This window comes from Chitinophaga sp. CF118, assembly GCF_900112615.1.
Classification (GTDB): domain Bacteria; phylum Bacteroidota; class Bacteroidia; order Chitinophagales; family Chitinophagaceae; genus Chitinophaga.
Map to the genome: position 1 here is coordinate 36518 of NZ_FOMK01000002.1, position 25877 is coordinate 62394.

The 25877-nt window shown below is 40.7% G+C and carries 27 protein-coding genes; 17 read left to right on the plus strand and 10 right to left on the minus strand.

Annotated elements, in window-relative coordinates; all coding sequences use genetic code 11:
• Positions 1-10 precede the first annotated feature (10 nt).
• From BM176_RS08480 to BM176_RS08490, 3 genes are read right to left on the minus strand one after another with little or no spacing between them, the layout of a single operon-like run.
• On the minus strand, positions 11-457 hold the full coding sequence (locus BM176_RS08480; RefSeq protein WP_090101794.1) for a hypothetical protein: 447 nt from the start codon (positions 455-457) through the stop codon (positions 11-13).
• On the minus strand, positions 450-1631 hold the full coding sequence (locus BM176_RS08485) for an ABC transporter permease (protein WP_090101796.1): 1182 nt from the start codon (positions 1629-1631) through the stop codon (positions 450-452). The genes BM176_RS08480 and BM176_RS08485 overlap by 8 nt, the downstream gene beginning before the upstream one ends.
• Entirely contained in the window at positions 1628-2239 is a 612-nt protein-coding gene (locus BM176_RS08490; protein ID WP_090101798.1) for an ABC transporter ATP-binding protein, read from the minus strand. The genes BM176_RS08485 and BM176_RS08490 overlap by 4 nt, the downstream gene beginning before the upstream one ends.
• Before the next feature lie 177 nt (positions 2240-2416).
• Here BM176_RS08490 and BM176_RS08495 point away from each other — a divergent pair, with 177 nt between their 5' ends.
• From BM176_RS08495 to BM176_RS08560, 16 genes are all read left to right on the plus strand, one after another.
• Positions 2417-3919, plus strand: a complete 1503-nt coding sequence (locus BM176_RS08495) for a S8 family peptidase (RefSeq protein WP_090101801.1) — start codon at positions 2417-2419, stop codon at positions 3917-3919.
• Positions 3920-4677: 758 nt separating this feature from the next.
• Entirely contained in the window at positions 4678-5157 is a 480-nt protein-coding gene (locus tag BM176_RS08500; protein ID WP_090101803.1) for a PIN domain-containing protein, read from the plus strand.
• A complete protein-coding gene (locus BM176_RS32410) occupies positions 5135-5296 on the plus strand; it encodes a hypothetical protein (protein WP_177230341.1) in 162 nt (53 codons plus the stop codon). The genes BM176_RS08500 and BM176_RS32410 overlap by 23 nt, the downstream gene beginning before the upstream one ends.
• A gap of 73 nt (positions 5297-5369) precedes the next feature.
• Entirely contained in the window at positions 5370-5528 is a 159-nt protein-coding gene (locus BM176_RS32415; RefSeq protein WP_177230342.1) for a hypothetical protein, read from the plus strand.
• A gap of 342 nt (positions 5529-5870) precedes the next feature.
• The gene (locus BM176_RS08505; protein ID WP_090101805.1) at positions 5871-6710 is read left to right on the plus strand and encodes a hypothetical protein; all 840 of its coding nucleotides are present in this window, start codon (positions 5871-5873) and stop codon (positions 6708-6710) included.
• Positions 6711-6890: 180 nt separating this feature from the next.
• Positions 6891-8231 carry a sigma-54-dependent transcriptional regulator gene (locus BM176_RS08510; RefSeq protein ID WP_090101807.1) on the plus strand — a complete coding sequence of 447 codons (1341 nt, stop codon included), beginning with the start codon at positions 6891-6893 and terminating at the stop codon, positions 8229-8231.
• Positions 8232-8585: 354 nt separating this feature from the next.
• Positions 8586-8945, plus strand: a complete 360-nt coding sequence (locus tag BM176_RS08515; protein WP_090101809.1) for a DUF7674 family protein — start codon at positions 8586-8588, stop codon at positions 8943-8945.
• Between the two features lie 119 nt (positions 8946-9064).
• Positions 9065-9136: a K(+)-transporting ATPase subunit F gene (gene kdpF / locus BM176_RS33100; RefSeq protein ID WP_369823736.1), complete on the plus strand. Its 72-nt coding sequence runs from the start codon at positions 9065-9067 to the stop codon at positions 9134-9136.
• Positions 9137-9155: 19 nt separating this feature from the next.
• Positions 9156-10865, plus strand: coding sequence for a potassium-transporting ATPase subunit KdpA (gene kdpA / locus BM176_RS08525; protein WP_090101814.1), 1710 nt, complete (start codon positions 9156-9158; stop codon positions 10863-10865).
• A gap of 15 nt (positions 10866-10880) precedes the next feature.
• A complete protein-coding gene (kdpB, locus tag BM176_RS08530) occupies positions 10881-12935 on the plus strand; it encodes a potassium-transporting ATPase subunit KdpB (RefSeq protein ID WP_090101816.1) in 2055 nt (684 codons plus the stop codon).
• A 21-nt stretch (positions 12936-12956) separates the two neighbouring features.
• Positions 12957-13520 carry a K(+)-transporting ATPase subunit C gene (locus tag BM176_RS08535; RefSeq protein WP_090101818.1) on the plus strand — a complete coding sequence of 188 codons (564 nt, stop codon included), beginning with the start codon at positions 12957-12959 and terminating at the stop codon, positions 13518-13520.
• Positions 13521-13642: 122 nt separating this feature from the next.
• Positions 13643-15001, plus strand: a complete 1359-nt coding sequence (locus tag BM176_RS08540; protein WP_090101819.1) for an outer membrane beta-barrel protein — start codon at positions 13643-13645, stop codon at positions 14999-15001.
• Between the two features lie 60 nt (positions 15002-15061).
• Complete coding sequence (locus BM176_RS08545; protein WP_090101821.1) at positions 15062-15664, plus strand: N-acetyltransferase; 603 nt, start codon at positions 15062-15064, stop codon at positions 15662-15664.
• Complete coding sequence (locus BM176_RS08550) at positions 15661-16785, plus strand: sensor protein KdpD (RefSeq protein WP_090101823.1); 1125 nt, start codon at positions 15661-15663, stop codon at positions 16783-16785. Before BM176_RS08545 ends, BM176_RS08550 begins: the two co-directional genes overlap by 4 nt.
• A 1-nt stretch (position 16786) precedes the next feature.
• Positions 16787-18478 carry a HAMP domain-containing sensor histidine kinase gene (locus tag BM176_RS08555; protein ID WP_090101825.1) on the plus strand — a complete coding sequence of 564 codons (1692 nt, stop codon included), beginning with the start codon at positions 16787-16789 and terminating at the stop codon, positions 18476-18478.
• A gap of 15 nt (positions 18479-18493) precedes the next feature.
• Positions 18494-19159: an NAD-dependent epimerase/dehydratase family protein gene (locus tag BM176_RS08560; protein ID WP_090101827.1), complete on the plus strand. Its 666-nt coding sequence runs from the start codon at positions 18494-18496 to the stop codon at positions 19157-19159.
• Positions 19160-19472: 313 nt separating this feature from the next.
• Here the strand turns inward: BM176_RS08560 and BM176_RS08565 are convergent, their stop codons facing one another.
• The 3 genes from BM176_RS08565 to BM176_RS08575 all read right to left on the minus strand — a co-directional run bounded on the left by BM176_RS08565 (position 19473) and on the right by BM176_RS08575 (position 20942).
• Positions 19473-19943 (minus strand): DUF3592 domain-containing protein, encoded by a 471-nt coding sequence (locus BM176_RS08565; protein WP_177230343.1) that lies wholly within the window; start codon positions 19941-19943, stop codon positions 19473-19475.
• Between the two features lie 65 nt (positions 19944-20008).
• Positions 20009-20641, minus strand: coding sequence for a PAQR family membrane homeostasis protein TrhA (locus BM176_RS08570; protein WP_218162170.1), 633 nt, complete (start codon positions 20639-20641; stop codon positions 20009-20011).
• A gap of 82 nt (positions 20642-20723) precedes the next feature.
• Positions 20724-20942 carry a hypothetical protein gene (locus BM176_RS08575; RefSeq protein ID WP_143097755.1) on the minus strand — a complete coding sequence of 73 codons (219 nt, stop codon included), beginning with the start codon at positions 20940-20942 and terminating at the stop codon, positions 20724-20726.
• Positions 20943-20992: 50 nt separating this feature from the next.
• Here BM176_RS08575 and BM176_RS08580 point away from each other — a divergent pair, with 50 nt between their 5' ends.
• Positions 20993-21574, plus strand: coding sequence for a DUF1415 domain-containing protein (locus BM176_RS08580; RefSeq protein ID WP_255373475.1), 582 nt, complete (start codon positions 20993-20995; stop codon positions 21572-21574).
• A gap of 79 nt (positions 21575-21653) precedes the next feature.
• Here the strand turns inward: BM176_RS08580 and BM176_RS08585 are convergent, their stop codons facing one another.
• From BM176_RS08585 to BM176_RS08595, 4 genes are all read right to left on the minus strand, one after another.
• On the minus strand, positions 21654-23255 hold the full coding sequence (locus BM176_RS08585) for a hypothetical protein (RefSeq protein WP_090101834.1): 1602 nt from the start codon (positions 23253-23255) through the stop codon (positions 21654-21656).
• A gap of 114 nt (positions 23256-23369) precedes the next feature.
• Positions 23370-23537 (minus strand): hypothetical protein, encoded by a 168-nt coding sequence (locus BM176_RS32420; protein WP_177230344.1) that lies wholly within the window; start codon positions 23535-23537, stop codon positions 23370-23372.
• A 209-nt stretch (positions 23538-23746) separates the two neighbouring features.
• Positions 23747-24592, minus strand: coding sequence for an ROK family protein (locus BM176_RS08590; protein ID WP_090101836.1), 846 nt, complete (start codon positions 24590-24592; stop codon positions 23747-23749).
• Between the two features lie 2 nt (positions 24593-24594).
• Positions 24595-25872 (minus strand): MFS transporter, encoded by a 1278-nt coding sequence (locus tag BM176_RS08595; protein WP_090101838.1) that lies wholly within the window; start codon positions 25870-25872, stop codon positions 24595-24597.
• Positions 25873-25877: the final 5 nt, after the last annotated feature.

Here is a 25877-nt window from a genome sequence, read left to right on the forward strand (position 1 = left end):
ATTAAATATTTTATTGTTTTACCTGTTCGGCCCCTTCCAAAATGTAATAGAACTCATTCACATCTTTTTCGTTAAGGCGTAGTTTTCCTTTAAAACTGCGGTATTGGTCAGTCCGATATTTTGTATTGGGTACTTTAAGATTAATTGTCATAACGGAAGCCGGTCCAGCCTTTCCACAGAAAAAACATGCAGCATAAGAGTTGGCAGAGAGGGCGATCTTAGCGCCGGTTTTATCAAAAGGAACGACGTATCCTTCTATTCTTACTATTTTCCCGTCGAGTTTTTTTAAAGCAGGTGTAAAGTTGGGGAAAAGCATGTACCCTCCTATCTCCTTTACAAATGCTTCTCTGAAAGGCACGTCCTGCAAGGTATCCCAGCTTACGGGTAAAACTTCATTCTGTAATACGAATGATTGCAGAACACCTAAACAACTAACTAATAATATAAACTTATTCATCTGCCAGGGTTTTAGAGATATTTAGTTTAAAGACGCTTAATGCAGGAAAAACAGATGCGATGATGCCGATACCAAGGGTTACGACCAGTAACACAATTTCTCCGTTTAGAAAACTAAAGGCCTGCAGATTGAAATGATATTCAGCAGAAGCATAGTTGTTCAGCAGAAGCAGTCCTATCCTACTGACTACAATACCACTGATAAAACCAACAACAGATAAAAGTAATCCCTCTGCCATGATGATACTGAAAAGACGGAAACGGCTATATCCTAGTGAGCGAAGTAATGCCATTTCGTATTTCCGTTCATGGAGACGATTGAATAATGAAATGAATACACTAAGCCCTGCCATTATCATGATAGCAATAGCGATATATTGTAAAGTAATTACGCCTATGCCCATGAGCCCGACAAGACGATTGATTTCCAGCACAGGTGAAGCAGCCTGCATATTCGTTGTTTCATTAATCATTCGCGGCAGTATCATGAGTCCCATAGGGCTGCGAAATTTGACCAGCACAGCTGTAATCTGTTTTTCATTATGGTCATCAACATCGCCATCATCATGATGCTCGTGAATTTCTCTTATTGTAGCAATGTTGGTGATTACCAGATTATCGATCACTGTACCGGTAGGCCGCAGAATCCCAACGACTTTGTAATAATGCCCTTTATGCTGGTGACCATGAATCCCTTGTCCGTGTGTGCCAATAAAAGTGCTGCCGACATCCATATTATTAGTAGCCGCCACATTACTTCCCAATACGGCTTCCATTGACTGATGAAAAAGTTTTCCTCTTGCAAACTGTGCCTTTTTTATGTAGGAGCTATCTGTTCCCAGAATGCAGTATCCCCGGAAGTTGTCACCATAAGCTAATGGAATGGATTGCTGAATTAATGGGTTGTGTATGATCCTGTTCACTTCATTTTCGGAGATATTCCCGGTGGGTGCATCTACATGATAAATAGCGGATAAAACCAGTTGCAATGGGCTGCCCTTCGCCCCTATTATAAGATCTACATCCTGCAAATCGTTACTGAACTTTTGTTCCAGTTGTTGTTGTACGACTAACAACAATGATATAATAGCCACACCGAATAAGAGCAGTATCCAGCTTAACACTGTTGACAGCGGCTTGTATAATATATTTCGGATGATGAGTTTAAGTGTCATAGCAGAGAGATGCTTTTAGAGATTTCTTTTTTCAGTCGATCATCGTGCGTTACTATTACCAAAGCACTCTGATACAGAGCAGCTTGCTCCTTTAACAGGGTAATAACAGCAGCTGCATTTTCATCATCGAGACTGCTCGTAGGTTCATCTGCAAGCAGTACGGCCGGCTTATTAATGAGTGCCCTTGCAATAGCAACCCGTTGCTGTTCCCCCTGACTGAGGCGGGAAGGGTAATTATTCAAGAGGTGACTGATCTGCAGATTCTCTGCCAGTTGCTGCAGATTTTTATTGTGTTTCGCAGCAACGAGTATATTGTCTTTTACAGTGATGGAGCGGATAAAGTGTGCGCGTTGAAATACAATACCAACACGTTGCCCTCTGAATGTATCCAGTTGGGTGGTAGTGAGATTGTTCAGCAATACATTATCAATACGCAACTCTCCCTTATAGTCCGACAGTAATCCTCCCAGGATATGCAGCAATGTTGTTTTACCACAACCTGATTTACCGGTGAGTAACAAGGCGTCTCCCGGATTACAGGAAAGATCCGGATAGTGCAGGGCAGACCTTCCCCTGTACGAATAAGTAATTCCTTTCGCTAATATCATTGATTAGTATATGTAAATGTGTATTATTCCACTCCCGGCATAAATTGACAATCTGAATAATTGCAACAATATTGCAAATCTATTACTTTTAAGATAATATCCAAATAATGCTTTGAAACTGCGGTATAACATTTGGTGTAATTTCTTAACTTCCTGTTGTACCCCAAATTGTTTACTATGAAATCCACGTACATCATTGCAGCCTGTTTGTTATTTTCATCCTGCACCAAAACAGAAACCCGCTTCCAGGTATTTCGTAACCCTTCTACTGTTATTCCCAAAGCAGACATTAACAACTTTGTGGAAGAGCAATTAAAGCAGCATGAATACTTTGACTGGAAAATGGCCGGGGATACTATGACATGGAGCGCCCTGATCCAGTCTGACAGTGTGCTTTCCATTGGTTATCAGCCAGCAGGGGTAAGAGACCTTGACAAAAAGATCCATACCATCGATTTTAAGAGTGCTGCCTGGAAGGAAGCACGAGCTGATATACTCGCTCTTGTGAGAAAAAATGAGCAGTCGGACGTTACACAGATCGTTTTTAAAGAAGGGTCCCTGCCAATGATCAACGTGAAGGTGAGCCAGTTTGCCACGCTAAAAGCATTGCGGGCATCCCCCCTGGTGCGGTATGCAGAACCTATCGGTTATGGCGCATATATGGACGACACGAAAAAATCTGACCTTGAGGCAGCCTCCAGCATCTTATCCTCAGGATGCGGTTATAATGTACCAAAAACAGATCTTGTAACGAACATTGATTATACCCCGATCCTTCCGGGCGCTAAAGCATCCTGGAACTACGATTATCACAGGATCAACCAGGCATGGGCTAAAAGCAGCGGACAGAATGTGACAATTATGTTGATTGATACAGGAGTCAGCGATGCACAGGAGAATCTTGGGAATGCTTTTAATCAGGGTCTATCTTCCGGACGGAGTATTCAAAAGCTGGTTACCTTTTCAGGGGCATCCGTGAATGATGAATGCGGACACGGGACCAGTATGGCAGGTGTTATTGCCGCGCCGAGAGGCATTGACGGCAATACAGCGGGTATTGCATACAACAGCAATCTTATTACCGTGCATGCTGCCGAAAATGTTGTGATCCTCTCCTCTGCTGCGATTAATGGTGTTACTAATGCGTATGTGCTGGGAGCTGATGATCCTTCCGTAAAAATAATCAGTATGAGTATGGGCACGATTTTCAGTTCAGGTCAAATAAAAGATGCGCTAAGCTATGCGTTTAACAAACAGAAACTGATGTTCTGTGCAGCGGGCACTTCCACATCTTTCTTTGCAAGTTTTGTAGGAGTTATCTTCCCGGCAAATCAGCCGCAGGTAATAGCCGTAACCGGTATTAAGGACAATCTCACTGATCGTTGTGGCCCTTGTCATGTAGGAAGTAAAGTGGACTTTGTGATTGTGATGGAGAAGACCAGTACAGGAAGGAATCCACTTTCGACCGCAATGAGCGGAGATGTACCCTCTACAGTGGGCGGCTCCTCAGTAGCGACTGCCAGTTGTGCGGCCATTGCAGCACTGGTGTGGAGTAAGTATCCCGCTTATCCGAAGGATAGTATTGTTGCGCGACTTACAAGAAGCGCGAGCAACGCTTATAACAGAAGCAGTAAATTTGGATGGGGGGTTATTAATGCAGAAGCGGCAGTAGGAATTTGACTGTACATGTATGATGAATGCCTAAATGGTTTCTAAATATAATTTCTGAGGAGCACTGGCATTAATATCACTGGTTCAGCAGTTCATTAGTTGTTCTGGAATCAAGCCGATAGTGGGTTCATCCATCAGGATGACGCCTGCATTATTTGTCAGATCGATAGTTATGCCGACCTTCTTTTAGTAGGTGTGCCTGTGAATTTCAGGATTACAGAAAAATAAAATTATAGATTTAAGAAAGAGCGGAGCAGTTGCAACACTCTTTCTTAAATTTTAAGAATTTGAAAATAATTTTTGATATCCCAATAATTTATTTTTACTTTGATGTCATTACATGTGAAGTTTGTTAACCGTTAAAATGTCCAATCCCGGACATTGACCACCAACAGTCTACTTAGGAATAGATTGTTTATGAAAAAACAACTCACACAATGATATATTATCAGATGCATGATGTAAAAAGAATGTCAGTAAAGATTTGGAAATTGGTATCGCAGATGCTGGTTTAAATGAGATTATTGCGTGATTGTAATGATTTATTGAATCATGTGAATAATATGTAACAATAAAACTACAGGAATGAGAATTTAAAAAAAATTAACGCACAATTATGCTATACATGAAATTCGATTTGTTAATCCGAAAAGCTATCGTCTTTTCTTAATAATTGCACTCTCAATTATTTAATTAAAATATCATTAAGATCCTTTACTGTAAAGGATTTCACATTTGTTAACCAACAATTTATTTAATACATTCGCATGGCAAAGATATATATAGACACTTCTGTGGTAGGAGGATGTTTTGATGTTGAATTTAAAGAACCCAGTCTTGAGCTTTTTGAAGTATTCAAGACTGGGCTTATGAAGGTGATTTATTCGGATATTGTCATCATGGAATTATTGCCTGCCAGACAGGAGATAAAAGACAAAATAGACGAGATTCCAGTAAATTATGTAATTGATGTTGAAAATAATGAAGAAGTTGAAAAACTGGCCGATACATACATTCAGCAGAAGGTATTGACCAATAAAAGTTATGGTGATGCTCTTCATATTGCACTTGCCACATTGAATAATGCTGATACACTTGCAAGCTGGAATTTTAAACATATCGTTAATATTGACAAGATAAAATTATATAACGCAATCAATTTAAAATTGGGCTACAAGACAATAGAGATCATGACGCCCAAATTAATCTTAAAATCCATAATTCATGAAAAAGAAAAAAGAGTATGATGCAGTAGCAGAAGTCCGCAAAATCAGGGATGAGTTAAGTTTGAGATATTTGGAAAATCCGGCTCAATTCAGACTGGATTTGAAAGCTGCGGCCAAATTATTCCGCGAGCAATCCAAGCGGGTATTCGTTCAAGCATAGATTGTAAAATCTTTGAATCGGGCTATCAAACATTAAAACATGACGCCCGGGTTAATCTTAAAATCAATAGTTTATGGAAATGAAAAAAGAATACGATGTAGTAGCAGAAGTCCGCAAAATCCGGGAGGCAAATAGTCTGAAACACTGGTTTAACCCACTACAATTCAGACTCTATTTGAATACTGCGGCTAAAAATCTTGATGAGTCACGCAAATTAGTGCAGATTCAATGATAAGTTGTGAAAAACAGCACATTATTAAGAATGGGGTGATGCAAAATCTAATGATGTGCTGCTTTTATATTCTCTTTTAGCCTAAGTAGTACATATTGCTGTCCGCTCTAAAAACCTATTATATAATTTCCAGATTGTAATCTCTTGCATTCCAGGAATTTGTTTATTGCCACCAACTCGCTTTCAAAGAGAATAGGTACTGTATGTAAAATACAAATTTACAATTCCTTCTTTTACATCATTTTATGCAGTGAAGAGTATTGCCAGCCAATTGATGGTATTGCATTTCCCGGAGAATTATATTAGTCTTGCATAAAGAATATATCCTATAAAAGTCCCTACATGAAAAGATACCTGTTAGCTGTATCCCTATTCCTGTTCTGTAGTTCCGCTATTAGTCAGCCCACCGCCAACTCTATGAAATATGCAGGATCCGGGGAAGAACATTTCACACACATTATCAAGCTCAATAATGGAAATTATGTGTGCGGGGGATATAGTACTTCCGACGCAATGGGTAATCATGGGGGAAGTGATTTTGTTATAGCATGTATTTCGGCTCAGGGTGAAGTGATATGGAAAAAGATGGTAGGAGGAAGTAAAGAAGATGGTGGTAATTATTCCGGTAATAGAGAATGCCTTAGTCTTACGACGGATGGAGGTTTCTTTTTTGCAGGAGCTACCTCCTCTTCTGATGGTGATATTACAACATCCAAGGGTGGATGGGATATTTTTGTGGCAAGATTTGACATAAATGGAAAGATAACATGGGAGAACACATATGGAGGTGATAAAACAGAGTATTTATCCGGTATAGCGACTACATCAGATGGTGGGTGTATTTTTTCGGCTACGACCTATTCCGGTAATAATGGAGATGTTCCGGCAAATCATAGTGTGGATACAAGTGATATCTGGATTGTAAAGTTGAATGCAAGGGGAACCATTGAATGGAGTAAAACTTATGGGGGCTCAGGCACAGAAATGGCAATCAGTATCAAAACCACCAGTGATAACAGTTATATTTTCACAGCTGATGTGACATCGGAAGATGGTGATCTTAGCGGTAGTGTACCTGAAGGTGAGGTGAGAAATATGGATATGTGGATTGTTAAAATAGATAATGCAGGAATGATTAACTGGAATAAAAGGTTGGGAAGTGATGAACACGGGGCAAAATAATTAAGCTCGCCTTTATTAATACTAGTAGAAGTATCATAACAGTACATTCTCCACATTTAATAAACTAATCCCCTAAAGATAATATACTCTTTATTAGCCCTCAATGATTAAGAGTGACATTAGGTCAATCTGAAGAAGTGTGTTTTGCTTTAATAACCTTAATTTTGGCGAAAGTTTTTTATGTTGGGAACCGTTCTGATAATAGATGATGAGGAAAAGTTACGCAGCCTGATGAAACGGATCATTACGCTGGAAGGATATAATGTGCTGGAAACAGGTACTCTTAAGGCTGCACAGAAGCTGTTGGAAAAGGAAGAAATTGATGTTATCCTATGTGATGTAAAACTACCTGATGGCAGCGGTGTAGACTTTTCCCGTACCATTAAGGAGAAGTACCCTTCCCTGGAGGTAATATTACTTACGGCCTATGGCAACATTCCCGATGGCGTACAGGCGATCAAAAACGGAGCGTTTGACTATCTCACCAAGGGAGATGATAATAACCGCATCATCCCTCTCCTTAACCGTGCCTTTGAAAAGGTACAGCTACAGAAAAGGATTGATAAACTGGAACAGCAGGTAGGTAAAAAGTATAGCTTCGACAGCATCCTGGGTAGCTCCCGCGTTATTAAAGAAGCTATAGAACAGGCTAAAAAGGTGGCTCCTGCCGATACTACTGTATTATTATTAGGAGAAACAGGTACGGGGAAAGAAGTATTTGCACAGGCCATCCATAATAATAGCAAAAGAGTTGGCAAACCTTTCGTTGCTTTAAATTGTAGTGCTTTTAGCCGGGAGTTACTGGAAAGTGAGCTGTTTGGGTATAAGGCTGGTGCTTTTACCAATGCTGTGCGGGATAAGAAAGGATTAATAGAAGAGGCTAATAACGGGACTATTTTTTTAGATGAAATAGGAGAACTACCACTGGACTTGCAAAGCAAGCTGTTGCGGGTACTGGAAACCAGCGAGTTTATTAAAATTGGAGATACCAAACCTACGAAAGTAAATGTGCGGATCATCACTGCTACTAACCGCGATTTGAAAGAAGAAACTGTCAAAGGACAATTCCGGGAGGACCTGTATTACAGACTGAATGTGTTTGCAATTGTTTTGCCTCCTTTGCGGGAACGTAAAAAAGATATACCGGTGCTGACGGAGTATTTTGTAGGATTCTTCTCTGCAAAGATTAATCAGAAGAAACTTTCTGTTAGTGATGCTTTTATTGAAAAACTGCAGTTGCATGAGTGGAAAGGGAATGTCCGTGAGTTAAAGAATGTACTGGAAAGAGCCGTGATCATGGCAGGAACAGAAGAATTAACCGTAGCCCACCTTCCATTTGAATTACAGGTGAATGATAAGCCTGTGCATACATTGTCAGCATTTGATCTTGCCAGCGTGGAAAAGCTGCATATTATCCGGGTATTGCACCATACAAAAAATAATAAAACAGAAGCCGCGAAGTTGCTGAATATTGGACTTGCAACACTATACAGGAAGATCGAAGAATACCAGATTGGGTAGGATAAAACTATATGGAGACAAAGTAATACCCTGCTGAGATAAAGCAGAGATTCGAACATCCTACGTTCATCCTACGTTAAAAACGTAGGATGAACGTAGGATGACTTTTACCATCCTTTATAACGAGTGAATTACATATTAAGATGTGATCTTGGTTGAAGTAGTATTTTTAGACATTCCTCATCATTATGATAAAACCCTCTCAAATTGAGAGGGTTTTTTATAGCCCTTTAGACCTCTCCCTTCTACACTAAAACATATAAGTAATTCATAATGAATTAGTTAAATGGGAGAGATTATACTATTTAAAGAACGGGCATGCCATTGGCCTATCTATACTCAAATGAAACAACTATGAACCAGTATGAAGTATCTGCTGAAATAGCCGATGAAATCCCGGAAATACAAAAAGAGATTGTACGCGAACCTGTATTCGGAAGTGTATATATGTCGATCAAAGTATTGACGACTTACACCGGAAAGATGCTGCATGAACATCAATTACGGCAGGTAGAACGCTGCATGAAATTAGCCGACAAAATCTACAATAAAGGCAATAAACTGGTAAAGACTGCTGTAGAGAACGTATTCGTTTATTCATTCTCCAACCTGCAGGGATCCTGCACAAGAAGAGAATGGCAGGAAATACAAACAAAGATGCCTGTTATGCTGTTCTCTCTCTACATACAGCAAATTATGAAACCCGGAATCTGATAAACTTTAATAATATGCTCACATTTCTTTACCTGGTTATCATGCTGGGATGCTTTTACATCTTCTTTAAATCAATTGATTTCTTTGAAAACATTTAAAACACCTGCTATATGATGACAATGTTGCTCATAACATCCATTCTCGTATTCATTTACCTGGTGTATGTTTTACTGAAACCTGAAAAATTCTGATCCTTAAACCTTTCAACTGATGAATAGCGAAATGACAGGCGTCATCGTCACATTTATTATCACCTTACTGATTGCTTTTCCACTTGGTAAATACATTGCCAAAGTATTTAAAGGAGAGAAAACAATCACCGACTTCATGTCTCCACTGGAACGGCTCATATTTCGTATATCCGGAATAGATACCACTAAGGAAATGAATTGGAAACAGCATATGGTTGCTTTACTCTGTATCAATGGAGTATGGCTGATCTATGCTTTTTATGTGCTGCTTTTCCAGGGCAGCCTGCCGCTGAACCCGGATGGTAATCCCAGTATGGCTCCTGACCTGGCATTTAATACCAGTATCAGCTTCCTGGTAAATTGTAACCTGCAACACTATTCTGGCGAAACAGGACTAACCTATCTTACACAGTTATACGTTATTACATTCCTGCAATTTGTTTCTGCTGCAACAGGCGTAGCCGCAGTTGCTGTACTGTTCAGGGCATTTGCAGAAAAAACAACCGAGAAGCTGGGTAACTTCTTTGTGTTCTTTACCAAAACCATTACCCGTATTCTGCTACCACTGAGTATTATCGTTGCCTGCTTACTGGCATTTAACGGAACACCTGCCAGCTTTGATGGAAAAGATAGCATCGTAACTCTGCAAGGAGATTCTGTCCAGGTATCCCGAGGACCTGCGGCAGGGATGATTGCTATTAAACACCTTGGAACAAATGGTGGTGGATGGTTTGGTGCTAACTCCGCTCATCCGCTGGAGAACCCTACCTATTTCACGAATATGGTAGAAGTAATAGCACAGGTGATTCTGCCAATGGCGCTCATCTTTGCTTTTGGTTTCTTTATCCGGAAAAGAAAACTGGGATACGCCATATTCGGCGTGATGACTTTAGGCATGCTGACCTTTATGATCCCTACAATGTTTTCAGAACTGGGAGGCAATCCTTCATTCGCTAAAATAGGGCTGCATGATATCTCTGCAATGGAAGGAAAAGAAGTGCGTTTCGGGGTACCGGCGTCTGCTTACTGGCAGGTAATGACAACTATCATTTCTACAGGTTCGGTGAACTCAATGCATGATAGCTCCATGCCTTTGTCAGGTGCTATGCAGATGCTGGGGATGATGACTAACTGCTTTTATGGAGGTAAAGGTGTGGGGCTACTGAACTACTTCATTTTCCTGATAATAGCAGTATTCATTTCCGGTTTGATGGTAGGTAGAACGCCTGAATTCATGGGGCGGAAAGTGGAAGCCCGTGAAATGAAAATAGCAGCAATGATCGCCTTGTTCCACCCATTCCTGGTGCTGGTGGGAACCGCGATATCTGCATATATCGTTACTTATCATCCTCAGGCAGCATGGGCTGTACAACCAGGCTCCTGGCTGAATAATCCCGGAAATCACGGGTTCTCAGAAATGCTTTACGAATACACTTCTTCCTCCGCTAATAACGGATCCGGATTTGAAGGATTGGGCGATAATAATATCTTCTGGAATATCACTACTGGCATCGTGATGCTATTGGGGAGGTTTATTCCTATCATAGGACCAGTAGCCATTGCAGGTATCCTGGCCAAAAAGAAATATATCCCTGAATCAGCGGGTACATTACAGACGGATACGGCGACTTTCGGAATTATGACTTATGCTGTAATCATGATCCTTGCAGCACTCGCCTTCTTCCCTGCACTTACATTAGGCCCGATCGCTGAATTCTTCCAATTGTAATAAATTATAAAAATCATGTCTGATCATAAAAGTAATAAACTCTTTGAAGCGGCGCTGGTAAGTGAAGCATTGAAACAAGCTATTGTGAAGCTGTCTCCTAAAAGTATGTTCCGCAACCCGGTGATGTTTACCGTAGAAATTGGCACTGTCATTATGATGATGGTGACTATATACACCTGGTATTCCGGAGATCGTGCACAAGGTTCTTTCGGCTATAACCTTGCAGTATTCTCCGTGTTATTGTTAACGCTGCTGTTTGCCAACTTTGCGGAAGCGATTGCAGAAGCGAGAGGTAAAGCACAGGCAGAAAGCCTCCGGAAAACAAGAGAAGAAACACCTGCGAAGAAAATATTTCCTGTAGGTGAAATGTTTACAGATGAAATAAAGATCGTTCCTTCTTCACAACTACGTAAAGGTGATCTGTTTGTATGTGAAGCCGGAGATATGATTCCAATGGATGGTGAAATCATTAAAGGATTAGCTACCATCGATGAATCTGCTATTACCGGTGAATCTGCTCCCGTAATCAGGGAATCCGGCGGAGATAAGTCATCTGTGACCGGAGGTACGAAAGTACTGAGTGATAAGATCATTGTGCGGGTTACTACAGATCCGGGCGAAAGCTTCCTTGATAAAATGATTGCATTGGTAGAAGGTGCCAGCCGCCAGAAAACACCCAATGAGATCGCATTGACTATCCTGCTGGCCAGCTTCACCATCGTATTCATTATTGTGTGTGTGACCTTAAAACCTTTTGGCGATTATGCTCATACACCAATCACTATAGCGGCCTTTGTGTCTTTGTTTGTTTGCCTGATCCCTACCACTATCGGTGGACTGCTAAGCGCCATTGGTATTGCAGGTATGGATCGTGCTTTACGGGCCAATGTAATAACCAAGAGCGGGAAAGCTGTGGAAACAGCGGGCGACCTTGATACCTTACTGCTTGATAAAACCGGGACTATTACTATTGGCAACCGTAAAGCCACACACTTCTGGCCAGCCCTTGGCATCGATAAGAAAGAATTTATTGAAACCTGTGCGATGGCTTCCCTGGCAGATGAAACTCCTGAAGGAAAGTCTATTATAGAACTGGCAGCTGAAAAAGGTGTGAAAGTAAATCTCCCGGATAAAAATAAAGTCACTTTTATACAGTTCACTGCTGAAACAAGAAGTAGCGGACTGGATTTTGACGGTATAAAAATCAGAAAAGGTGCTATGGATTCTATCCGGAACATAGTACTGAAAGCGAACAATCCTTTTACTGATGAAACAGTAGAAAGAGTAAAGGAAATAGCTTCTAATGGTGGTACTCCGCTTGTAGTAAGCCGTAATTCTCAGATAGCAGGCGTGATAGAATTGCAGGATATTATCAAACCCGGCATAAGAGAACGTTTTGAAAGATTACGCCGTATGGGTGTGAAAACTGTAATGGTAACGGGCGACAACCCACTTACTGCAAAATACATTGCAGACAAAGCCGGTGTGGATGACTTCATTGCAGAAGCAAAACCTGAGGATAAAATGATTTACATCCGTAAAGAACAGGAAGGCGGTAAGCTTGTAGCTATGATGGGCGATGGTACCAACGATGCTCCTGCCCTTGCACAGGCTGACGTAGGAGTAGCGATGAACAGTGGCACACAGGCTGCCAAAGAAGCTGGTAATATGGTAGACCTGGATAATGATCCTACCAAACTGATAGAAATCGTTGAAATCGGTAAACAGCTGCTGATGACAAGAGGTACTCTTACCACCTTTTCTATTGCAAACGACGTGGCTAAGTATTTCGCTATCGTACCTGCACTTTTCATTACCTCTATTCCTGCATTACAGGGACTGAATGTGATGCATCTTGCCAGTCCTGAGAGTGCGATTCTTTCTGCTGTAATCTTTAATGCGCTGATCATTCCTGCGCTGATTCCGCTGGCGTTGAAAGGGGTGTCTTACAAACCAATTGGTGCGAGTGCCCTGTTACGCAGAAACCTGCTGATATACGGATTAGGCGGTGTGATTATTCCTTTTATAGGGATCAAGCTGATAGATCTACTGCTCGCTCTTTTTATGTAATTATCTTTTAAAGAAAACAAGATGAAAAAGTATTTGCTTCCTTCTATAAAACTAACAGCCCTGATGATTCTCCTATGTGCTGTGTTGTATCCCCTGTTGATTGCAGGGATTGCCAAACTGGCTCCGGGACAGGGAAAAGGAGAAACCATTTCGCTTAATGGGAAAGTAGTAGGATATGAAAATATAGGACAGAAATTTACTGCTGATAAATATTTCTGGGGGCGTCCTTCGGCTGTAGATTATAATGCAGCAGGATCTGCAGGTTCTAATAAAGGCCCTTCTAATCCGGATTACCTGAAAACAGTACAAGCCCGTATAGATAGTTTCCTGGTGCATAATCCGGGTGTGCGTAAGGAAGATATTCCTGCAGAGATGGTAACAGCTTCCGGTAGCGGACTGGATCCGGATATCTCCCCTGCTTCTGCTATCATACAGGTAAAGAGAGTTGCAGCGATTAGAAACCTCAATGAAAATGCAGTGATGGATCTCGTAGCTAAACATACAGAAGCTCCGCTGCTGGGCATACTGGGACCTAAGAAAGTGAATGTACTGAAACTGAATATTGATCTGGACAAGTTACCATAGAATAACCGTACAAAGTGCTGGCTTCTTAAAATATATGTGCAGAAGACGAGATTCGAATTCCCGGTTGCCTAATCCAGACCTTTTAAAACTTGAATATCGACCTATATATTAAACAAACAGAAATGAAACGAATCTTATTAAGTGCTGTAATTGCGCTGAATGTAATCAATGTGAATGCTCAGGATAGCACTGGAACAAAAAACGCGGATAGTATCGTAATTAAAAAAGTTCCCTTTGATGGGATGGATCTTACCTGGATCAATGGCCAGAACAGACAGAAAGATTTTCCACTGGTGATGAATGATGCTAAGGGAGAAACGATCCTTACAGGAGTTGTACTTGTGGATGGTTATTTTAACTACAACTTTGCACGTCCGAAAGATAATACACAAACTATTTCGGCCACTACTGCCCGTAGTAATGAATTCTCTCTGAATCAGGCAAGTATTGGTATAGAAAGCAATTATAAGAACATCATCACGCGGTTATGGTTACAAACCGGTAGTCAGACCGCTGTAGTACAGGAAGCCGATGGTTCTGTTGCCAGGGGACGAAATACCAGCACCGGCAACCTGAAATTTATACGTGAGGCAGCAGCAGGATATCATTTCAATGTCAAATATGGTTTGAATATAGAGATGGGGATTTTCATGAGTTATATCGGACTTGAAAGTTATGTAATGCAGGAGAACTGGAGCTATCAGCGTAGCATGGTGTGTGACTTTACACCCTTTTACTTTCAGGGAGCCAGAATCCAGTTTTATCCTACTAAAAAATTCAAAACAGAATTATGGTTATTGAACGGCTGGCAGAGTTATAACAGCTGGAGCAAGAATCCGGGGGTAGGTAATTCAAACTATTACCGTCCTAATGAAAATCTGCAGTTAGTTGCCAACTTCTATTATGGCAATGACAGCAAAAGTGGTACGACCGAGTTATCAAAAGTGCATCGTTTTCACCATGATAACAGCATCGTATACCGTTATTATAAAAGCAAGAGTGGAAAGGGAATTTCTCAGGCGGCTTTTAGTCTGAATAACCATTACGGTTTTCAATCGGGAGACGGTGTGAAAGCGAAAGATAATTATATGGCAGGTTCTTCCCTGGCAAACAGGGTTTGGTTTAAGCAGAATAAGCTGGCTTTGACATTACGCGGAGACTACGTCACTAATCCGGGAGGTTATCTGGCCTTTTCTCCTGCTGCCCCGGGAGCTATTCCAAATGACTATGATATTGCTATTGCGAATGGAGAAAAGTTGAAAATGACACAGCTTTCAGGAACATTTGACGTGATGCCGAATGATCATGTCACTTTCAGATTTGAATTTGCGCATCGCAATAGTAATGTTCCATATTTTGCAGGCCCCGGCGGCACTACCTCACAAACCGGCTTCATTACAGATGCCCCCGATCCTACATGGAAACCTGACCTTAGAAAAACCGAAAACAGAATCATTGTTGCTGTAAATGTAAGGTTATAGAGGTGTAACCAATGGCGGCCTATTTATTAGGTCGCCATTACATCCTTAAAAATAAATAAAATGGAAGATATTATAGTCCGTGTGGCTACAGGAAAAGATGAATTGTTTGCAAAGATTATTACTGACGAAATGGAAGCGTCTGCTAAAGTACGTGGTACAGGAATTGCCAAACGTTCTCCTGAGGCCATCATCGAAAAAATAAGAGATGGTAAAGCTGTGATTGCGGTAACCGGGAATAATACATGGGTTGGTTTTTCCTATATAGAGACCTGGGCTAACGGAGAATTTGTATCCAACTCAGGTCTGATCGTAAGTCCTTTATTCAGAGAATTAGGAGTGGCCTCTGCCATCAAACAAAAGATTTTTAAATTATCGAAACAAAAATATCCTGCTGCTAAAATATTCAGTATTACTACCGGTCTGGCAATTATGAAAATGAATTCCCGGCTGGGGTTTGAACCCGTTACCTATAATGAGATTACACATGAAGAACGTTTCTGGAACGCCTGTAAAAGTTGCCCCAATTATCAGATACTGGAAGGCAAATCCTTCAAAAATTGTATGTGTACTGCCATGCTGTATACACCCAAAGATCATAGTCCGAAAACAAGAAGATTAGCTGTTAAATATAATACCTTTGAAAAGCATGAGAACTCCGTATGACTGAAAAAGAAAACAATGCACAACACTTCCTTGATCTGATCCGGCAATCCAGACGTGGAAAATTTAAAGTGTACATAGGCATGAGCGCCGGTGTAGGTAAAACCTACAGAATGCTGCAGGAAGCCAGTACCCTGTTACGCAATGGTGTGGACGTAAAAATCGCCTATATAGAAACGCATAACAGGGCGGAAACACAGGCCTTGCTGGAAGGACTACCAGTAATACCCAGACGACAACTTTTCTATAAAGGTAAAGAGCTGGAAGAAATGGATGTGCAGGCTGTACTGAACCTGCATCCTGAAATCGTGGTGGTCGACGAGCTTGCACATACTAATATAGAAGGTAGCAAAAATGAAAAGAGATGGCAGGATGTGATTGAAATCCTGGATGCAGGTATTAACGTAATCAGTGCGGTGAACATCCAGCATATAGAAAGTCTGCAGGAAGAAATCAGGAATATTACCGGTATAGATGTGGCAGAAAGGATTCCGGACAGCATACTCCAACAGGCTGATGAGGTAGTGAATATAGATCTTACGGCCGACGAACTGGTGATCCGGCTGAAAGAGGGCAAAATCTATACAGCAGATAAGATAGCAATTGCAATGAAGAATTTCTTTCAACCTGAGAGAATTCTGCAACTGCGGGAATTGGCGTTAAAAGAGGTGGCATCGCAAGTGGAGCGAAAGATAGAATCTGCATTGCCGGGAACAGCGCATTTAAGGAATGAACGTTTTATGGCCTGCATCAGCAGTAATCATACTGTTGCCAGGAAAGTGATACGCAAAACTGCCAGGCTGGCCGCTTATTACCACTCCAAATGGTACCTGCTGTATGTACAGACGCCTAAGGAAGACGGAGATAAGATAGGACTGGCAGCACAGCGACATCTGATCAACAATTTTAAGATGGCCATGGAAATGGGAGCAGAAGTGATCAAAGTGAAAAGCACTAATATTGCTAAAACTATTATAAATTCGGCGGAAGAAAAAAATATTACTACTATCTGTATGGGTAAACCTCATCTGAACCTGACAGGCATCATATTAAATACGGCTGTTTTTTCACAATTGCTGGGGAAGCTGTCTACATCGGATATCGATATTGTAATTTTGTCATAACATGCGTCTCAAAACTAAATTAAGTATAGGCATTGGTTTTTTATTTATTGCGATCCTGGTATCCGGGATCCTGGGGATCTTATCGATTCGTGTGATGAAACATGATGCACGCATGATCCTGGAAGACAATTACGAAACTTTGGTTTACAGCAATAACATGCTGCAACTATTGGATATGTTCATGGAAGATTCTACCAGCGTACCGCTGTTCGAGAAAAACCTGAAGCAACAGGAAGCCAATATCACCGAACCAGGAGAAGCTGCCGCCACTGAAGCTGTTCGTACATTATTCGAACAATTAAAACGTGTTCCAGGTAATGACTCCCTCCTCTCCCTCATCCGCCAGAAAATATATATTATCAATACGGCTAATCAGCAGGCGATATTGAAGAAAAATCATATAGCTGAAATGAATGCCAAAAATTTCAGTAACTGGCTGATGATCATTTTTGGTATGCTCACACTTATAGCATTCACACTGGCTGTTAATTTCCCAGGCATAATCAGCGAACCTGTAAAAGCATTATCAGATGGGATTAAAGCGATCGTCAATAAAGATTATTCCAAAAGGATCCGGCTTTCGCAAAAAGATGAATTCGGCGATCTGGCGCAGGCTTTTAACAGCATGGCCGAAAAACTGGATGAGTATGAACATAGTAACCTGGCTAAAATAAAATTCGAGAAAAGCCGTATTGACACTATCATTAATCAAATGAATGATGGTATTATCGGTCTTGATGAAAACAGGCGATTACTATTTCTGAATAAAGTGGCCGAAAAATTACTGGGCTTAAAGGAAACAGAAATTATGGGGCAGTATGCACCAGATGTGGCCCTGCATAATGACCTGATGCGGAACCTGCTGCAAACAGAAGGGAAAGAAAAAGAACTTAAGATTTATGCTGATCAAAAGGAAAGTTATTTTCACCTTGACATCTTCAATGTAAATAATAATGAAAAGGTGATCGGCCAGGTGATAGTGCTCCGTAACATCACTCCTTTTCATGAATTGAATGAAGCTAAAACGAATTTCATCGCAACTATTTCCCATGAACTGAAAACACCTATTGCTTCTATTAAGATGAGTGCACAACTGTTATCCGACACAAGAGTTGGCGGTGTTAATAAAGAACAGGAAGAACTGGTGAAGAGTATAAATGAGGATGCTAACCGGTTATTGAATATAACGAGCGAGTTGCTGAATATGAGCCAGGTTGAGACCGGGCATATACAGTTGAAAATACAACCAGTACTACCATCTATCATTATCAATAACGCGACTAATACCGTTAGTACTACAGCACAACAGAAGAATATTTCTCTCAGGGTCATTAATAATTCTTATAATGAAAAAATCCTCACTGATCCTGAAAAAACGGCCTGGGTACTGACAAATTTCCTTACCAATGCGATCAAATATTCTCCTGAGGAAGGAGAGATTGTGTTAACTACTTCTATAGAAGGAGCTACTATCCGGTTCACGGTACAGGATCACGGAAGAGGTATAGAAGATAAATATCTTCCCCGGATCTTTGACCGTTACTTTAAAGTACCCGGTACAACAGAAAAACCTGGCACAGGGCTGGGGTTATCTATTTCCAGGGAGTTTATTGAAGCACAGGGCGGACAGATATGGGTGGAAAGTAAACTGGGAGAAGGCAGTACTTTTGGATTCAGCTTACCGAAACAATAGCTATATTAGCGCTATATGAACAAGATAAGCGTAATCATTACAGGCGCTACCGGTATGGTAGGTGAAGGCGTTCTACACGAATGTCTGCTACACTCTGAAGTAGAAGCCGTACTATCTATCAGTAGAAAACCTTCCGGTGTTACTCATCCTAAACTGAAAGAAGTTATTCATGCAGACTTCTTTAATTTATCGGCTGTAGAAAGCCAGCTTAGTGGCTATAATGCTTGTTACTTTTGCCTGGGTGTTTCGTCTATCGGTGTGAAAGAAGCAGAGTATACTAAAATGACGTATACCTTAACCATGCATGTAGCAGAAACGCTCAGTAAGCTAAATAAAGAGATGACGTTCTGCTATGTATCGGGAGCAGGAACGGATACTAATGGAAGATCGATGTGGTCGAAAGTAAAAGGGAAAACAGAAGATGATCTGTTTAAACTACCTTTTAAAGCGGTATTTGCATTCCGTCCGGGGTATATAAACCCCACCAAAGGATTGAAGAATACACTCTCTTTTTATAAGTATATAACCTGGATGTATCCGTTTTTCAAGGTTGTGTTTCCAGGAATGGTTTCCACGCTGAAAGAAGTAGGATTAGCGATGATCAGTGTTACACTATATGGAAGTGATAAGCGGGTGCTGGCGGTGAAAGATATTATTGCGTCTGCGAAGAAGGCGGAATAAAAAAAAGCCTTTCATTTCTGAAAGGCTAAAGGGGGTGCAATCAAAAGGATACGGGCTTTCATGGACAAGTAAAATATCATCAGCATACTGTTAATATGCGGTTAGTTATATTCTATAATGTTTTAGGTTTTTTGTATGGTGGAATCTTTCAATACTGAAGATGATACAAATATAAGTTCCCACTTATATTAATAAAATACAACTAACCGGCTATTTTTTATATATGAGTACACTGGCACAATAAATCAATGTGGTATTACGTTTGCGGCAGCGCTCGCTATTAAGTATTGAAACTGATGGGGATAGGGATTTGTTATTCTCTAAAAGGGCTATGGATAGTCCGTACCCCTTTATACTCATTCCTTTTTATAAGGAAATAAATAAGTCTGAATAAAATGAGAAACAGGCCAAAACCTGCAAATACATAAGCTCCAAAAAATCCATCTATTCCCTCTATTTGTACGTGCTCAGAAAAGAATTTGTCATAATAAACAGTCACACTATCTCCAATTGAATAATAAGCCGTATTTGAAGACATGTGCGATATATACGTTTTCTTCTCTCCATTTTGCCCTGTATATTCAGCTATGGGCGACCACGTATTATTAAAAGCACTTCCTTTTCTACTACTTGTTCTCTGGTAAAATCCGACTATAAGACCTTTTGTTTTTACCGCTTTTGATTTAAAGCTTTCTCCGTTATAAAACAACAATCCCCCTGTGAAAAGTAGAATTACGCCTATCACTAAAACTATATTGCTTAACCGGTTAATAGTTATTACCACGTACGTTTTATTTTCAAATAATAAAAAACGATCCTGCCCCACTTTAAAGAGTAATCGACACAAGGTCACATAGCCAGTAAAACGGCTACATAGTGGCATACAGCTGCTGCAAATACCAGTGCATGCCATACTGCATGGGTATACTTATATTTATCCCATACATAAAAGAATACCCCAATAGAATATAACCCGCCTCCTATCGCCAGCAGGATAATAACAGGCAGTGGCAATAATTCGAAGAATCGCTTACCTCCTACTACCATAATCCATCCCATTACCAGATAAATCAAAGTGGAAATGAGATTGAATTTACCGGTGAACCAGCTTTTGAATAATACGCCTACAAGGGTAAGCCCCCACAATACCGATAACAGGCTAATACCAAAGGCATTATTCATGTAGATGAGCAGAAAAGGCGTATATGTACCAGCTATTAAGAAGTAGATACTAATATGGTCAAAGATCTCAAAGATCTTTTTTATGGCAGTTTCCTGTGAAAGATGATAGACCGTAGAGCAGGTGAAAAGCAGCAGAAAGCAAAAGCTATAAATACCTGCTCCTACTACACCAGGTACATTACTGTGGGATGCAGCAAGACCAGTCAGCACGGGTAGGGCCCCCAATCCAAAAACGACTCCTGCACCATGAATCAAACCATTTACAATTTCCTGTTGGCGGCTATATATTTTATGTTCCACGATATTATAATTTAATCCTTTTTACAGCTGGTAATATAGGATTAAATTCTAAACCATTTTATGACTTTACCACATATTGTACCTATTTTTCAGTCAGCCAGGTATCTATTGCCACACCTATGGTACTGGTTTCTTCAGTTTCATTATCTGAACCTTCTACAAACCAGTGGCAAGCTCCTTCATTGTCCTCTTTCAATACCAGTGTAATATCTCCGCCTAGCAGGTGAACGGTAAAATGAGTATTGTCCAGTTGCTCTACCAATACGGTATCATTGTTATAATCAATTTTAAATGAATTCATACTATTCTTTTTAGGTATATGCACAATCATTGTGCCTGTATTAGGCAGAAATGGCACAGAGTTGGTGGGCTTACATTACCTTTGTGCTTATGACTGACGATTTGCAGGTTATTTCTCAAACAAAGAACTGGATCAGGGTATTGGTAGTGGGTTGTAACTTCTGCCCGTTTGCATCAAAGGTGGCTAAGCAGGAAAGTATCCATTACCGGGTAGAAAATGCGACTACATCTTCAGCAGGCAAGGATGCCCTACTGGAGGAATGCAGACGATTGGACGAGGATCCTTCAATTGCGACTACCCTGCTCATTTTCCCAGATGCATTTCCGGTATTTGATCAATATCTTGATTTTGTTTTTACTGCAGAAAAAATGATGCGACAAAAAGGATATGACGGGACTTATCAGCTTGCCAGCTTTCATCCGTTATACCAGTTTGCCGAAACAGCATTGGAAGACCCTGCAAATTATACTAACAGATCGATCTATCCTATGTTACACTTATTAAGAGAAGATGATATTACAAAGGCACTGGAGCGATATCCCAACTCCTCCAAAATACCTGAAAACAATATCAACTTTGCCAGAAGCAAGGGTGAAGCTTATATGAAAATGTTAAGAGATAGTTGTCTGTAAAACATATTTATTTCCGGTAAGTTTGTGAGCTGCCGCAGGAAATCCAGACCGAAAAATCTATAAAACAGGCATGTACAGATCAGGGCTTTAACCATACCAGTCTGGCATTTCTTTGTTTCCCTCTCCTTTCCACTTTTAGAGTGATGAAAATATTATTTTCCCGGTCATAATCAGATACTGTAAATAATGCGAGATTAGAGAAATTCTCTTTTGCGGGTTTACCGAATATAAAATTTCTTTCAGGAAGCACATTGCTTCCATCTAAGGAGTAATAGAAACCATTACATTCTCCCAATGCCCGGATCGTTGTAATGTGTCCTTTTTTAATTGATTCTGCATTATCTTCCACATCATTCAGCAATGCATATTTTTTCTCCTTTCCATCCAGGAACATGAATGATTTGTACTGATCGCCCTTTGCAAGCTTCTGAGCACTATTGATCCTTTCTGACAGATAAAAGGAAGATACTTCCAGCTCACGCATTACCTGTGACTTGGGAATCAGACTACTACTGATCTCTTTTCCTGTTACGTCGAAAAGAGCAATAGCTGCACTGTTCATGAAACAATAAACATAAGGACCAGAATTCAGCGATGTTATAACCGAATGTGTCAGCTCTTCATATGCAATTGAAAAACCACCATCATCTTCAATAAATAATTGCTGCGGCATACCAGTGAATGCCTGTTTTTGCCCAAACAGTTCCTTTTTACGGGTATTTACCTTTTCAGGATAGATGTTTACTTCCTTGTCTACTTTTTGTGTGTATGGGTCCAGGATTGCCAGGAAACCATCATATTGCTCTTTCCTCGTTCCCTGTGCATGAGAAGCACCTAATAACAGGAGTTTTTTAGTTAAAGGATTAAATTTCACACATGCGCTGTCCACTATTTGTCCGTCTCTTACCGGCACATCATTCGCAATCATATGATCTATCCCTTTATCCAGATTAGAGATTACCAGGTGTCCGTCTTTATAATCTTCAGCTACCTGATCATATGCAAAGCCGATAATACTCAATTTCTCGCCTCCCATTACGGCCATATCCAGGTAATCAAAATACCGGTAGTGTTGGAACGGAGGTACATAAAAATTCTTATTTACTTCTTTATGCATACTGTCATACAGCACTACTTCAATCGCCCGTTTCCCGGCAGAATTATCATTCCGATGCAGGATCACGAGCCCATAATAGTCACTGTTGGGATCTTTGCGAATAAAGAAAGAGGAGTCCGGTCTGAATTCAGGAATGATAGACCGGAACTTGGAGGAATACCTGTCTGCTTCTGCTATCTTATCTTCATTTTTTAATTCGCCGGTATTTCCATCGATTTGTACCCTGTAGAGTGCGGGATGTTTATCATTTATCTCACTGATGAATAATACGGCTTCGCCCGCAATCTCAAAGATACTATTGATACGAAACCCTCTACTCTTGCCCAGTGCAGGTTTCAGATGTTTCTGTACTTTCCGCATATGGTCAGCACCATATATGCTGACATCTATCGTTTCTTCCTGTGAAATATAAAGACAGAGGGTATTCCCGTTTTTCATCTGTAAAATCCTGGCGTAACCAGATTCGGGTTCTTCAAATAATGGCCCTTCTGCAATAACGTTAAATTGCGCAAAAGTGAGTACCTGGAATAATGTAAAGATGAATAGTAGGGACAGCGTTCGCATAGGATATTTGATATTCAGTCAAACAAATATAGCCATTTTTCTGAATATCTAAACAGAATAGAGGTTGTTGTTACAAAGCCCTGTAATCACTGATTACAAGGCTTTGAGATGAAATCAGACAACTACGCATTCCAGGGAACAGATAGTTGGACAAATGTGATTACAACTGGAATTACTGATGGCGTCATTTACCTGACCTTTCCCTGATACAGGGCTTACAGGATTTAAGCTGGCAATCTTGATCTTTACAAGCTGCAGTTTTTTCTGGGTGTTCTTTTTCATAAAAGATAGTTTATAATGGTTAAATACCTAGTTAGTAAATTAACCATTCTTTCTATGAAAAAGCCCTGACGGAAATTAAAATCAACTTAAAGATCGCCTAAGATTATCATGTTAGGAATATGCCGGATGCACAGAAAAGCACCTGGGGTAAGCCTCGTCTGTTTAATGATAGGTTTAGCTTCCATTGCCTGGTGCTTTGTAAGGATTTTTCATACAACACTGGCTGCACCTAACAGGGCTGCGTTTTCATCGAGCGTTGACAATACAAAAGATATGTTCAGGTTTCTCTCATTCAATTTATGCTGGAGAGCAATTTTAAACAAGGGAAATGTTTGTGCAATATTCCCACCCAGTACAATACGTGAAGGTACTGGATTCAATGTACTTAAGAATAAAGCCAGGTTTGTTCCAAATTCATTGAATACTTCGATGGTGTATTTATTCATCAGCCTTGCTATTTCTTTTACATCCTTTGCCTCCCTGCCGCTTATTTCACGATATCTTTTTACAAGCCACCTGGAACAGAAATAATCTTCGGCTCTGGATGCTAAAAAAGGAATATCATAAAAAGCAGCATCCCGGGCTATGCCATTTTCAGCAATGGCAGAACCAAAGCCAGTACCCAGAGTGAGCCCAGTGACATCCAGTTCTCCCTTTACAGCACCATTAAAAAGTTCTCCCTGTAAAAAGCAGCGAGCATCGTTGGCCATCCTTATATTACAGGCTTCCATCTGCAGTTCTTCTGCCAGCAATGATTTCACATTCAGCCCGTACAATGCTTCATATTTATGTAACCCGGTAATCAATGAAACACCTGCTTCGTAATCAAAAGGTCCGGGCATGGCAATTCCAATCTGGTATACTCCTTCTGCAGCACACAGGCTTTTCCTGATTACCTGTCCCCAGCTTTTGATAATATTACCGGCACTACCATTTGCGTTTACATGCTCACGTTGGAACGAACCTGGTATTATTGTACCACTCTCCATATCAATGAGAGCTGTCGTAATATGAGTTCCTCCAATATCCGCTCCAAGGATGATGAAATGGTTCATTTTTAATGCATTAAGTCTTTCCAATAGTTTTGAATCTGCTCAAGGGATTTACCCTTGGTTTCAGGAAGTAATCTGAATACGGCAATGAAAGCCAGTAAACAAAAGAATGCGAAGAACCAGAATGTCTGCGCTACGCCCAGTGCATGTAAAAGCATTGGCGTGAGCTGGCCTACAATTGCATCGGCGACCCACATTACCAGAATACTTAAAGACAAAGCTTTTGCGCGGATGTTATCCGGAAAAATCTCTGCTGCAATTACAAATTTCAAAGGACCGATCGAGAAGGCAAAGAAAGCCAGGAAGGCCAGTACACATAACAATAACCAGATACCATTGCTAGCTCCCACATAAAAACAAATGCCTGTAAGCAGTAAGCTGATTGTAGCACCTGCAGTCCCCCAGAGATAAAGGGGTCTTCTACCCAGACTGTCTACTTTCCAGATGGCGATTAATGTAAAAAGTGCATTGGCAGCACCAAAGAAAAGCTGGCTCAATAAAGAATTACTTAGAGTGATGCCTGCTTTTAATAAGATAGTAGGGCCATAATAAATAATTGCATTGATACCACTGAACTGGGAAAAGAGAGGCAGTAAGATCCCTATTAGTAAAGCCCTGCGCAAAGCAGGAGCAAATAACAGTCCATATCCGGCCTCCTGTTTTGCAGGTGTTTTTTCGTCCTTCTGCATGAGCCAGCGCGGGCTTTCCGGAATAAACATTAATCCCAGCAAAAAGAGTATTGCTGGCAGCATGCCTACACCAAACATTATTCTCCATACATTTATTAGTCCTGATGAATCCAGCTTCAGTAACAGGCTGTTGCTCAGGTAAGCACAAAAGATACCGATGGTAATAGCCAGCTGATAAAAGGTAACCATTCGTCCCCGTTTATTATCCGGAGCAATTTCAGAGAGATATAGGGGAACCACACTGGAAGCGATTCCCACAGCCAATCCGCCAGTAATTCTTGCGATAATTAACAGTGAGAAATCCGGAAGGAAAGTGCAACCCAGTGCAGCCAGCAGGAAAAATAATGCCGACAGGAACATGCTCTTTTTACGGCCCAAGCGGTCACTAAGGTCACTGGCGAAAACTACCCCGGTAACACATCCTACCAGTGCAGAAGAAACGAACCACCCCTCCTGTAATGAAGACAGGCCGAACTGTTTTTGTACCAGTGGTAATACGCCCGATACTACGGCCATATCAAAACCAAACAGGAAGCCGCCTAAAGAAGCAACCAATGTGGTTAGTACCAGTTTATCATTTGATTGTTTTTGCATGTTAT